We start from the raw sequence: 10,911 nt of genomic DNA on the forward strand, positions 1-10,911 counted from the left end.
CCTATGTCACGCACTCACGACGATGAGTGGGATCTGGCGTCCAGCGTCGGCGCGACCGCGACCATGGTCGCCGCCGGGCGCGCGATGGCGACCAAGGATCCCCGCGGTTTGATCAACGATCCGTTCGCCGAGCCGCTGGTGCGCGCGGTCGGAGTGGAGTTCTTCACCAAGATGATGGACGGCGAACTCGATGTGGATGCCATCGAGAATGCCTCGCCGGTGCGTCTCCAATCGATGGTCGACGGAATGGCCGTGCGCACCAAGTACTTTGACGATTACTTCGTCGATTCCACGCGTGGCGGAGTGCGCCAGGTGGTGATCCTGGCCTCCGGCCTGGACTCGCGCGCCTACCGGTTGCCCTGGCCGGCCGGCACGGTGGTCTACGAGATCGACCAGCCGCGGGTGATCGAGTTCAAGAGCGCCACCCTGGCCGATGTGGGTGCCGAGCCGACGGCATCGCGGCGCACCATCCCCATCGATCTGCGCGCGGACTGGCCGGCCGCGCTGAAGGCGGCGGGATTCGACACGGCGGCGCCGACGGCCTGGCTGGCCGAGGGACTGCTGATCTATCTGCCACCGGAGGCCCAGGATCGGCTGTTCGACAACATCACCGCGCTCAGCGCACCCGGCAGCACCATCGCCACCGAATTCGTGCCGGGCATTGTGGATTTCGACGCGGAACGGGTGCGCGAGATGTCCGGGTCGTTCCGGGAGCACGGTGTCGACATCGACATGGCGTCGCTCGTCTACGCCGGCGATCGCAACCACGTCGTCGACTACCTGTCCGGCATCGGATGGCAGGCGCAGGGCGTGACCCGCACGGAACTCTTTGGGCGCAGCGGCATCGAGGTGCCCGCGCCGGAGAACGACGATCCCCTCGGCGAGATCGTCTTCATCACCGCGAAGCTGACCGGGCCGCCGACGTCGGACTAGAGTCGCCCGGGTCCCAGCCAGAGCGCGCTGGCCCCGCTGTAGGACCTTTCGACGTTGTCCAGGATGCCGCCGATGGTGCGGCCCAGCACCGCGCCGAGCGCGTCGGGCAGCGACGCCGCGGCCGGCTGCGAGGAGGCCCGCGGCCGCAGCATGTCCAACAGCGATCCACCCGGGTAGGTCACGATGCGCACGTCGGTGTCCTCGTCCAGTCCGGCAAGGATTTTCGCCCGGCGCAGCGCCGTGCGGAAGCCGCCCAGTTCGTCGACCAGGCCCCGCTCGTGCGCGTCCGCGCCGGTCCACACCCGGCCACGGGCGACGCGTTCGACGGCCTCGGTGGTCAGGTTGCGACCGTCGGCGACGCGCTCCAGGAAGTCCGCGTACACCAAGTCGGCTTCGGCCTCGCGGTGGGCGCGCTGTTCCGGGGTGAACGGCGATTCGATCGACCAGGCGTCGGCATTGGCGTTGGTGCGCACGGTTTCCAGCCCGACGCCCAACCGCTCCAGCAGATCGCGAAGCACCAGCTTGCCGGTGAACACGCCGATCGAACCGGTGATGGTTGCGGGGCTGGCCACGATCGCGTCGGCGGCCACCGCGATGTAGTAGCCGCCGGATGCGGCGACAGCACCCATCGACGCCACCACCGGCTTGCCCCGCTTGCGGGCCCTTTTCACTTCGCGCCACAGGGTTTCCGATGCGGTGACCGAGCCCCCGGGACTGTTCACCCGCAGCACGATCGCGGACACCGATTCGTCGGCGGCGGCTTCCCGCAGCGCCGCGGCGATGGTGTCGCCGCCGACAGCGGGGCTGGCGAACGGCAGGAACTGGGGTCCACCACGACCATCGACGATCTCGCCGTCGACGTTGATGACCGCCACCGTCGGCTTGGCGCGGCGCCCGGGAACCGACGGCACCGGCGGGGTCAGCCGTGACCGGGCCGCACCCGCGTAGCGCGACACGTACAGCCGTGGTGGTGTCGTATCGGAAACATCCTCCGCCCCAACCAGTTCCGCAATGCGCTCGAAGGCTTCGTCCCGGAAGCCGATCCGGTCGACCAGGCCTGAGGCCACGGCCTGCTCGCGTAACAGCGGGGCACGATCGGCCAGCGCGTCGAGCGTGGCGGCGTCGAGCTTGCGTGATTTCGCGACCGCTTCCCACACCTGCTCTTGCACGCTGCGCAACATCCGCGTGACGGCCTCGCGGTGGGCCTCGGTGAATGTGTGCTCGGTGTAACGGTTTACCGCCGACTTGTATTCGCCGCGCGCGACGAATTGGGGTTCGATCCCTGCCTTGTCGAACGCGTCGCGCAGAAAGGTGGCATTGCTCGCGAAGCCGATCAGTCCGACGCTTCCGGCCGGCTGCATCCAGACCTCACCGAAGGCCGAAGCAAGGTAGTACGACAGCGTGCCCGGGTAGGTCTCGGCCCAGGCCAGTGACGGCTTGGCGGCGGTGAAGGCGACGACCGCCTCGCGCAGCTCCTGCACCGCGGCCGCCGGCGACGCCGTGAGTTGCACACGGGCGATCAGCCCGGCGACCCGCGGGTCCTCGGCCGCCCGGTGGATGGCGGCCACCATGTCGCGCAGCGCCGTCGGCCTGCTCCCCCCGCTGATGAGGGCCAGGGGATCAAAGCCCGACGCCTCCGGCGGCATCGCGCGCAGGTCCAGTTCGAGCACGCAGCCGTTGGGCACGCCATGATGGCGGGCGGTATCGACCCGTCCGGCGAGGGCCCGAACCTCATCGACGCCGGGGATCGAAGGCAGGAAAGCAAACATGCCTGCAGACTACCGATGCACGGCCGTACGGTGGTCGGGTGAGCTTTGCCATCGCGATCCCGCAGTTCGACTACGACGGCTTCGACGGAGCGGGACTGCGCGCCTTTCTCGCGCGCGCCGAAGAGCTCGGATTCGAGGGCGGCTGGCTGCTCGAGCAGATCGTCGGGCCCGCACCGCTACTGGCGCCCCTGGAGCTGCTGGCGTACTGCGCGGCCTGCACCGAGCGGCTGCGGTTGGGCGTCGCGGTGATGGTGACCTCGTTGCACGACCCGCTGCAGTTGGCGTCGGCGGCGACCGCGGTCGACCGACTGAGCCACGGCCGGCTCGACCTTGGTGTCGCACCCGGCGGCGGCAGGCGGAAATTCGCCGCCTTCGGCGTCGAGAAGGACACCTTCATCTCGTATTTCACCGAGGGCCTGGAGCTGATGAAGGCGGCGTGGTCCGACGAGCCGCGGGTGACGTTTCACGGTCGCTTCCGCGACGTCGACGACCTGCCCATCCAGCCCAAGCCGGTACAGCGGCCCCACCCGCCGATCTGGTTCGGCGGCCTCGCCCCGAAAGCCCTTGCCCGCGCGGTGCGCCACGGCGACTCGTTCCTGGGCGCCGGCTCGTCGACCACCGAGGCGTTCGCCGGGGCGGTGACCGTGGTGCGCCGCGAGCTCGACGAGCAACAGAAGGATCCCGCGAATTTCACCATCGGCAAACGGGTCTACCTGATGGTCGACGACGCCGCCGCGCGGGCGCGGGAGCGAGTACTCGACGGGCTGGACCGCATCTACGGACGCATGCCCGGCGTGCAGGACGTACCGGTTTCCGGCACACCCGATGACGTGGTGCGCGGGTTGCGTGAGGTCATCGACGCCGGGGCGCAAATGGTGCTGCTCAATCCCGTGGGCAAAGACACGGGAGAGAACCGCGAGCAGATGGAACGCCTTGCCGCGGAAGTGATTCCGCAGCTGAGCTAGCTAGGACAGCTCGGTCGCCGAACCGCCTGCGGCGGTGATCTTCTCGCGCGCACTGCCGCTGAACTTGTGCGCCGTCACCTCGACCTTGACCGTCAGCTTGCCGTCGCCGAGAACCTTGACCAGGGAGTTGCGGCGAACCGCGCCCTTGGCCACCAACTCGTCCACACCGATCGAACCACCTTGCGGGAAAAGCCGATTGAGGTCGCCGACGTTGACGATCTCGTACTCGGTGCGAAACCGGTTGCGGAAGCCCTTGAGCTTGGGCAGCCGCATGTGGATCGGCATCTGGCCACCCTCGAAGGTCGCCGGCACGTTCTTGCGTGCCTTGGTGCCCTTGGTACCGCGACCGGCGGTCTTGCCCTTGGAACCCTCACCGCGACCGACCCGGGTGCGGGCGGTCTTCGAACCGCGCGCGGGCTTGAGATCGTGCAGCTTGATCGTCATTTCTTGCTACCTCCGGTGCCCGTGGCCTTCGCCTCGGCCGGCTCCACCTCGACGAGGTGGCTGACCACCGCGATCAGGCCGCGGGTCTGCGCGTTGTCCTCGCGGATCACCGAGTGGCGAATCCGCCGCAGACCCAGGGTGCGCAGGGACTCGCGCTGCTTCCAGCGGGCCCCGATGGTGCTGCGCACCTGGGTGATCTTCAGTTGACTGCTCATGGTTGTGCCCCCGAAGTCTGGGCCTCTCGTGCGGCCGCACTGGCCATCGCGTCGCTTTCGCGGCGCGCCTTGAGCATTCCGGCCGGCGCAACGTCCTCGATGGGCAGGCCGCGCCGAGCGGCCACCTCCTCGGGACGCTGCAGCAGCTTCAGCGCGGCGACGGTCGCGTGCACCACGTTGATCGCGTTGTCACTACCCAGCGACTTCGCCAGGATGTCGTGCACGCCGGCGCATTCCAGCACCGCGCGCGCCGCGCCACCGGCGATCACACCGGTACCCGGGCTGGCCGGGCGCAGCAGCACCACGCCGGCGGCGGCCTCACCCTGCACCGGGTGGGTGATGGTCCCGCGGATCAGCGGCACCCGGAAGAAGCCCTTGCGGGCCTCCTCGACGCCCTTGGCGATGGCCGCGGGCACCTCCTTGGCCTTGCCGTAGCCGACACCGACCATGCCGTGGCCGTCGCCGACGATCACCAATGCGGTGAAGCTGAAACGTCGACCACCCTTGACCACCTTGGAGACACGGTTGATCGCGACAACCCGCTCCAGATAGTTGCTCTTGTCGCCGTCGCGGTCGCGGCCGCCACGACCGCCGTCGCCACGGCGACCGCGGCTGTCGCGGTCACCGCGCGAGTCACGGCTGTCGCCGGCGCCCTGTCCGCCGGTCGGCTGCTCCGCCATTATGCGGTCCTTCCAGTCGTGTTCAAGCTGTTGTCCATCAGAATTGCAATCCGTTCTCGCGTGCGGCATCGGCCAGTGCCGCGATCCGTCCGCCGTAGGTGTATCCGCCACGGTCGAAGACCACGCTGTCGATGCCGGCGGCCTTCGCGCGCTCGGCGATCAGCTGGCCCACCCGCACGCTGCGGGCTTTCTTGTCCCCCTGCAGGCTGCGCACGTCGTCCTCGATCGACGACGCGGCGGCGACCGTGGTCCCGTTCTCGTCGTTGACCAGTTGCACGTGAATGTGTCGCGAGGACCGGTTGATCACCAGCCGCGGCCGCTGCGGGGTACCTGCGAGCTTCTTGCGCAGCCGCGCGTGCCTGCGCAGCCGAGAGACGCGCCGGGTCGCGGAAACGCTCTGCCCCACCGGCTTTCGCGCGGCGGTGTCAGCTTTTGTTTGCGCCATGATCACTTACCTGTCTTTCCGACCTTGCGGCGGATCTGCTCACCCTCGTAGCGCACACCCTTGCCCTTGTACGGGTCGGGGCGGCGCAGACGGCGGATGTTCGCCGAGATCTGGCCGACCTTCTGCTTGTCGATCCCGGTGATGGAGAACTTCGTCGGCGACTGCACGGCGAACGTGATGCCGTCCGGAGCCTCGATCACCACGGGGTGGCTGTAGCCCAGCGCGAACTCGAGGTTGGAGCCCTTGAGCTGCACGCGGTAACCCACGCCGAAGATCTCCATCTTGGTGGTGTATCCCTCGGTCACGCCGGTGACCAGGTTGGACACCAGGGTGCGCGACAGTCCGTGCAGCGAGCGGTTGCGCCGCTCGTCGTTCGGACGGGTGACCACGATCGCGCCATCGTCGTTGCGCGACACGGTGATCGGCTCGGCCACCGTCAGATCCAGGACACCCTTGGGCCCCTTCACCGAAACCTTCTGACCATCGATCGTCACGTCGACTCCGGACGGAACCGGAACCGGCTGCTTACCAATGCGAGACATAGTGTTTCGTTACCTCCCCGCCCTTACCAGACGTACGCGAGGACTTCGCCGCCCACGCCCTGTCGGGCTGCCTGGCGGTCGGTCAGCAGGCCCGAGGAAGTGGAGATGATCGCCACACCCAGGCCACCGAGCACGCGCGGCAGATTGGTGGATTTCGCGTACACCCGCAAACCGGGTTTGGACACGCGGCGCAGGCCGGCGATGCTGCGCTCCCGGCTCGGCCCGTACTTGAGCTGTACAACCAGCGACTTGCCGACTCGAGCATCCTCGGTCCGGTAATCGGTGATGTAGCCCTCGCTCTTGAGGATCTGGGCGATGTTCGCCTTGAGCTTCGAGTGCGGCAGCGTCACCTCGTCGTGATACGCCGAATTGGCGTTGCGCAGACGTGTCAAGAAGTCTGCGATCGGGTCCGTCATCGTCATGACAGCGTTGGTACCTTCCTCGCGATGGTTCCCGGTCCGGGCCTGTCGCGCACCTTTTCTGGGTTGGTCTTGGGGGTTAGGGCTGTTACCAGCTGCTCTTCTGCACGCCGGGCAGTTCGCCCGCGTGCGCCATCTCGCGCAGGCAGATCCGGCACAGGCCGAACTTGCGGAAGACCGCGCGCGGGCGGCCGCACTTGTTGCAACGGGTGTAGCCGCGCACCGCGAACTTCGGCTTGCGCGCGGCCTTGTTGACCAGTGCCTTCTTTGCCATCTACTCAGTTCTCCTTGAACGGAAAGCCGAGAGCCCGCAACAGCGCTCGCCCTTCGTCGTCATTCGTCGCCGAGGTGACGACGTTGATGTCCATGCCGCGGACCCGGTCGATCTTGTCCACGTCGATCTCGTGGAACACCGACTGCTCGGCGAGCCCGAAGGTGTAGTTGCCGACGCCGTCGAACTGCTTGGGCGACAGCCCGCGGAAGTCGCGGATACGGGGCAGCGCGATCGAGGTGAGCCGGTCGAGGAACTCCCACATCCGGTCCCCGCGCAGGGTGACCCGCGCACCGATCGGCATGCCCTCGCGCAGCTTGAACTGCGCGATGGACTTGCGCGCGCGACGGATCTCGGGGCGTTGCCCGGTGATCAGACTCAGGTCGCTGACCGCGCCGTTGATCAACTTCGCGTCCCGCGCCGCATCGCCGACACCCATGTTTACGACGACCTTGGTCACCGTCGGGATCTGCATGACGTTGGCGTAGCCGAACTGCTGCTGCAGCGAATCACGAATCTCGCTGCGGTAGCGCTCTTTCAGGCGCGGCTGAACTTTCTCTGCAGTGCTCATCAGATGTCCTTGCCGTTGCGCTTGGAGATACGAACCCGCTTGCCGGTCTCCTCGTCGACCCGGTAACCGACGCGGGCGGGCTTACCGTCCGAGTCGACGACCATCACGTTGGAGACGTGGATGGGGGCTTCCTGGGTGACGATGCCGCCCGACTGCGCTCCGCGCTGGTTGGTCGAAATCGCGGTGTGCTTCTTGATCCGGTTGACGCCCTCGACCAGCACTCGGTCGCGTTCCGGGTAAGCCTGCAACACCTTGCCTTTGGCGCCCTTGTCCTTGCCGGCGATGACCAGGACGGTGTCGCCTTTACGGACCTTCATTTACAAAACCTCCGGGGCAAGCGAGATGATCTTCATGAACCGCTTCTCGCGCAGTTCGCGGCCCACCGGCCCGAAGATGCGCGTCCCGCGCGGGTCGTTGTCGGGCTTGATGATCACCGCGGCGTTCTCGTCGAACTTGATGTAGCTGCCGTCGGGACGACGGCGCTCCTTGACCGTGCGCACCACGACGGCCTTGACGACATCGCCACGCTTGACGTTGCCACCGGGAATGGCGTCCTTGACGGTGGCGACGATGACATCACCGATGCCGGCGTAGCGTCGCGACGAACCGCCGAGCACACGGATGCACAAGATCTCCTTGGCGCCGGTGTTGTCGGCGACCTTCAGCCGCGATTCCTGCTGAATCACTCGATCTCCTGACCTGGTTGCGTGTGCACGGCAGGAGAACCCACCTGGGTGAGCATTCGGCGGGCATGACCCACCAAAAACCTGACGTGCGCGGTCTTTGTCACCGAAGGGCACGCGGGGCCGATTCGCACCGGCCGAGGTCTGCCCAAGGCAACCCCTAGAGTCTAGGGGACGACCAGCTCAGAGCCAAATTCTGCGCGAAGACGAGCGAGACGCGGAGCGTCTTCGGCTACTGAAGGCTTCAAATCGCCGAGGAATCCTTCCGCTGCACGCTCTTGAACTGCGGAAACGCCTGCTGAGCCGCCTACTGAGAACTAGACTTCCGCAATGTTCTCCGAGACGCGGTATGCGATGAATGGGGACCTGCGCGTCGCCTACCGCGCGTCGCGTGAAGGTTCTCGAGACATCGTGGTCGTCCCGAACTGGTTCACGTGCTGCGAGCTTCTTCCGGAGCTACCGTCCGTTCAAGGATGGGTCGAGGCCATGACGTCGCTCGGGCGACTGATCTTTTTGGACCAGCCGGGCACGGGAGCGTCTGATCCGGTCACGCCGGGAGCCCTTCCGACTTTGGAGCAGTGGGCCGACAGCATCACCGCCGTATTGGACGAGCTCGGAAGTCGCGAAGCGGTCCTCGTCACCTTCGATGGCTCGTTCGCGACGGGGGCGCTGTTCGCGGCATCACATCCGTCCCGCACTAGCGCGCTCGTCGTGCTTGAGGGCTACGCCATTCCGCAGGCCGAATTGACGACTGAAGCGCCCGCGGCCGAAGAAATCATTGCCGCCGTGGTCGCCATGTGGGGCACGGGAGAACTCGAGCATGTGCTTAATCCGGATATGCCGTGGAATGAGGAGATCCGGGCAGCGTGGGCCCGATACGAACGCTTGGCGGCGAGCCCAGCGACCGTCGCCCTCATGCAGCCGCTGCTGGCTGAAATGGATGTGCGGGCGGTGCTTCCGACAATCCGCGTGCCCACTCTCGTCGTGCACCACGCCGACGACCCAATCGCCCTGCCGGTTTTAGGGAAGGACGTCGCCGATCGCATATCGGGCGCGACATACGTTGAGCTGCCTGGACGCAACTCGTATCACTTCGTCGAACCGTGGCGCGAATGCTTCCAGGTGATCGCCGAGTTCCTCACCGGCGAGCAGGCCGCCGTGGCCGATGATCGGGTGCTCGCCACGGTGTTGTTCACCGACATCGTGGATTCGACGCGGCGCGCGGCCGATATGGGTGATCGGGACTGGCGTGCGTTGCTCGACGCACACGACGCGATCGTGCGCTCGCAGCTGTCCCGCTTCCGGGGCCGCGAGGTGAACACGTCGGGTGACGGCTTCCTCGCGATGTTTGACGGCCCGCAGCGAGCGATCCGCTGCGCCTTGGCAATTCGTGACGCGGTGCAGGCGCTGGGCATCCAGGTGCGCGCCGGCCTGCACACCGGCGAGTGCGAGGTCCGCGGCGACGACATCGGCGGGATCGGCGTGCACATCGGCGCGCGGGTCAGCGCCCTGGCCGGGCCGAACGACGTGCTGGTCTCCAGCACGCTCCGCGACTTAGTGATCGGCTCAGGGCTCGAGTTCGAGGAACGCGGCGCTCACCAGCTCAAGGGCGTGCCCGGCGAGTGGCGTCTGTTCGCCGTCGCCTCTGGGTAAAAGGTTGCGCGCCAATCAGAATGGCGGCGGGTCCTCGTCCCCTTCGGCCGGAGGTGCGGGGCCGAAGTAGGCGGCCTCACGTTCTCGGCGTTTCGGTAGGCGGGCATGGTGGTTTTGCCGCCGTTCGGTGGCGACGCGATGGGCGCGGTTTTGCGCGCGGGTGGTGCGAAGTTTGGGCATCATCGCGGTGCGGTCGGCGCAGTAATCGGGGGATGGGTCGGCCTCGGGGGCCGGTATCGCGCCGGTGGCCAGGCACAGGCTGGGAAACAGGAGCGCGCTGCCCGGAGTGGTGACATACGTATGTCCGGCCGGCGAGGTCAAGATCAGCGTGCCGTCGGGCAGCTGCTGGTCGCGCCAGCCCCAAAACGTTTTCACCAAATGATGTGTGCGGCATAAGCATTTGAGGTTCGAGGCGTGCGTGGGCCCGCCGTCGGCGTACGGGATCGTATGGTCAAGGTCGCATTCGGACGCCGGGCGATCACACCCGGGCCAGCGACAGGTCAAATCCCGGCACCGCACGAAATCGGCCAACGCCCTCGACGGCACATAACCAGACTCCGGGCCGGCATCACCGGGATGGATCAGCGGCACCACCTTGGCCGAGGCGCCCAGTTCGGCTATCAACTCCGGCGCGATCAACCCCTCAGCACCCATTTCGACCGCCGGTGCCCGGCCATCACCTAGCGTGGGACGCTCGGCGATCACATGGATCACCACCGGGCTCGACGCGGGCCGTTTCCTCGCGGCGCACTCCGATCGCCCGCACCGACAACCCAACCGATCCGCCCCGGCCGCCAGCGCGCCCACCGCATCGGCGCGGCGCTGCTCGCGGGTACGCGGATCATGCTCACACTCCGTGCCCGCCAACGCATCCAAGCGCTTGTCCAGCGCATGCGCATCCGGGCCGAGCAAGGTGCCCTCCAGATGCGCCAACCCCTCCCCCATGTCGGCGACCCACACCTCGCGCCCGGCCGCACGTTCCTTGCGGCGCCGCACCGCATCCGCATCGGCCTTGGCCACCACCTTGTCCACCTGCGCGGCCAGCCAGCCCCGGGTCATCGACGGCCACCGCGCCACGTTGACCGCCAACTCGGCGTCCACCGCCGCCAACACATCGGAATCGGTGATCAAATCAGTGCGGAACACGATCGTTTGAAACATCAGGTAGCCGATATCCCCGGCCGCGAACACCGCGCCCACTTTCGGTAACCGCTCACGCATCGCGCGGGCATACCGCACCGGCTGGCGGCCAGGCCCTGACTGATCCGCAACGCCGCGGCCACTTCCGCGCTCACCGCCGCCTCGGTGTCGACCGCCCAGG

14 protein-coding genes and 1 pseudogene are annotated in these 10,911 nt (G+C 67.3%); 3 read left to right on the forward strand and 12 right to left on the reverse strand.

The window, feature by feature from the left end; translation table 11 throughout:
• Positions 1–3: 3 nt before the first annotated feature.
• Positions 4–933 carry a class I SAM-dependent methyltransferase gene (locus AC5Y30_RS20650; protein WP_499920704.1) on the forward strand — a complete coding sequence of 310 codons (930 nt, stop codon included), beginning with the start codon at positions 4–6 and terminating at the stop codon, positions 931–933.
• On the opposite strand, the gene sppA is transcribed toward AC5Y30_RS20650, so the two are convergent.
• A complete protein-coding gene (gene sppA / locus AC5Y30_RS20655; RefSeq protein ID WP_499920705.1) occupies positions 930–2,702 on the reverse strand; it encodes a signal peptide peptidase SppA in 1,773 nt (590 codons plus the stop codon). The genes AC5Y30_RS20650 and sppA overlap by 4 nt on opposite strands.
• A 38-nt stretch (positions 2,703–2,740) precedes the next feature.
• On the opposite strand from sppA, the gene AC5Y30_RS20660 reads away from it, so the two are divergent.
• Positions 2,741–3,667, forward strand: coding sequence for an LLM class flavin-dependent oxidoreductase (locus tag AC5Y30_RS20660; protein ID WP_499920707.1), 927 nt, complete (start codon positions 2,741–2,743; stop codon positions 3,665–3,667).
• On the opposite strand, the gene rplO is transcribed toward AC5Y30_RS20660, so the two are convergent.
• From rplO to rplN, 10 genes are all read right to left on the reverse strand, one after another.
• Positions 3,668–4,111, reverse strand: coding sequence for a 50S ribosomal protein L15 (gene rplO / locus AC5Y30_RS20665; protein WP_064950241.1), 444 nt, complete (start codon positions 4,109–4,111; stop codon positions 3,668–3,670).
• Positions 4,108–4,326 (reverse strand): 50S ribosomal protein L30, encoded by a 219-nt coding sequence (rpmD, locus tag AC5Y30_RS20670; protein ID WP_499920710.1) that lies wholly within the window; start codon positions 4,324–4,326, stop codon positions 4,108–4,110. The genes rplO and rpmD overlap by 4 nt, the downstream gene beginning before the upstream one ends.
• A complete protein-coding gene (gene rpsE, locus AC5Y30_RS20675) occupies positions 4,323–5,006 on the reverse strand; it encodes a 30S ribosomal protein S5 (RefSeq protein WP_067346345.1) in 684 nt (227 codons plus the stop codon). The genes rpmD and rpsE overlap by 4 nt, the downstream gene beginning before the upstream one ends.
• A gap of 37 nt (positions 5,007–5,043) precedes the next feature.
• The gene (gene rplR, locus AC5Y30_RS20680) at positions 5,044–5,412 is read right to left on the reverse strand and encodes a 50S ribosomal protein L18 (protein ID WP_499920786.1); all 369 of its coding nucleotides are present in this window, start codon (positions 5,410–5,412) and stop codon (positions 5,044–5,046) included.
• Positions 5,413–5,453: 41 nt separating this feature from the next.
• On the reverse strand, positions 5,454–5,993 hold the full coding sequence (rplF, locus tag AC5Y30_RS20685; RefSeq protein WP_499920713.1) for a 50S ribosomal protein L6: 540 nt from the start codon (positions 5,991–5,993) through the stop codon (positions 5,454–5,456).
• Positions 5,994–6,016: 23 nt separating this feature from the next.
• Complete coding sequence (gene rpsH / locus AC5Y30_RS20690; protein WP_406817042.1) at positions 6,017–6,415, reverse strand: 30S ribosomal protein S8; 399 nt, start codon at positions 6,413–6,415, stop codon at positions 6,017–6,019.
• 85 nt (positions 6,416–6,500) lie between these two features.
• Positions 6,501–6,686, reverse strand: coding sequence for a type Z 30S ribosomal protein S14 (locus AC5Y30_RS20695; RefSeq protein WP_003873499.1), 186 nt, complete (start codon positions 6,684–6,686; stop codon positions 6,501–6,503).
• Positions 6,687–6,690: 4 nt separating this feature from the next.
• Complete coding sequence (gene rplE, locus AC5Y30_RS20700; RefSeq protein ID WP_067122532.1) at positions 6,691–7,254, reverse strand: 50S ribosomal protein L5; 564 nt, start codon at positions 7,252–7,254, stop codon at positions 6,691–6,693.
• The gene (gene rplX / locus AC5Y30_RS20705; RefSeq protein WP_066999320.1) at positions 7,254–7,571 is read right to left on the reverse strand and encodes a 50S ribosomal protein L24; all 318 of its coding nucleotides are present in this window, start codon (positions 7,569–7,571) and stop codon (positions 7,254–7,256) included. The genes rplE and rplX overlap by 1 nt, the downstream gene beginning before the upstream one ends.
• On the reverse strand, positions 7,572–7,940 hold the full coding sequence (rplN, locus tag AC5Y30_RS20710; protein WP_003403649.1) for a 50S ribosomal protein L14: 369 nt from the start codon (positions 7,938–7,940) through the stop codon (positions 7,572–7,574).
• A gap of 327 nt (positions 7,941–8,267) precedes the next feature.
• On the opposite strand from rplN, the gene AC5Y30_RS20715 reads away from it, so the two are divergent.
• Positions 8,268–9,590 (forward strand): adenylate/guanylate cyclase domain-containing protein, encoded by a 1,323-nt coding sequence (locus AC5Y30_RS20715; protein ID WP_499920716.1) that lies wholly within the window; start codon positions 8,268–8,270, stop codon positions 9,588–9,590.
• A gap of 15 nt (positions 9,591–9,605) precedes the next feature.
• On the opposite strand, the pseudogene AC5Y30_RS20720 reads toward AC5Y30_RS20715, so the two are convergent.
• A pseudogene (locus AC5Y30_RS20720) lies at positions 9,606–10,911 on the reverse strand (HNH endonuclease signature motif containing protein); the annotation flags it as partial.

It is taken from the genome of Mycobacterium sp. NGS27, assembly GCF_059813005.1.

Coding starts and splice junctions, on each gene's coding strand:
- AC5Y30_RS20650 (WP_499920704.1), top strand. CDS start 4: ATGTCACGCACTCACGACGATGAGTGGGATCTGGCGTCCAGCGTCGGC.
- sppA (WP_499920705.1), bottom strand. CDS start 2,702: ATGTTTGCTTTCCTGCCTTCGATCCCCGGCGTCGATGAGGTTCGGGCC.
- rplO (WP_064950241.1), bottom strand. CDS start 4,111: ATGACGATCAAGCTGCACGATCTCAAGCCCGCGCGCGGTTCGAAGACC.
- rpmD (WP_499920710.1), bottom strand. CDS start 4,326: ATGAGCAGTCAACTGAAGATCACCCAGGTGCGCAGCACCATCGGGGCC.
- rpsE (WP_067346345.1), bottom strand. CDS start 5,006: ATGGCGGAGCAGCCGACCGGCGGACAGGGCGCCGGCGACAGCCGTGAC.
- rplF (WP_499920713.1), bottom strand. CDS start 5,993: ATGTCTCGCATTGGTAAGCAGCCGGTTCCGGTTCCGTCCGGAGTCGAC.
- rpsH (WP_406817042.1), bottom strand. CDS start 6,415: ATGACGATGACGGACCCGATCGCAGACTTCTTGACACGTCTGCGCAAC.
- AC5Y30_RS20695 (WP_003873499.1), bottom strand. CDS start 6,686: ATGGCAAAGAAGGCACTGGTCAACAAGGCCGCGCGCAAGCCGAAGTTC.
- rplE (WP_067122532.1), bottom strand. CDS start 7,254: ATGAGCACTGCAGAGAAAGTTCAGCCGCGCCTGAAAGAGCGCTACCGC.
- rplX (WP_066999320.1), bottom strand. CDS start 7,571: ATGAAGGTCCGTAAAGGCGACACCGTCCTGGTCATCGCCGGCAAGGAC.
- AC5Y30_RS20715 (WP_499920716.1), top strand. CDS start 8,268: ATGTTCTCCGAGACGCGGTATGCGATGAATGGGGACCTGCGCGTCGCC.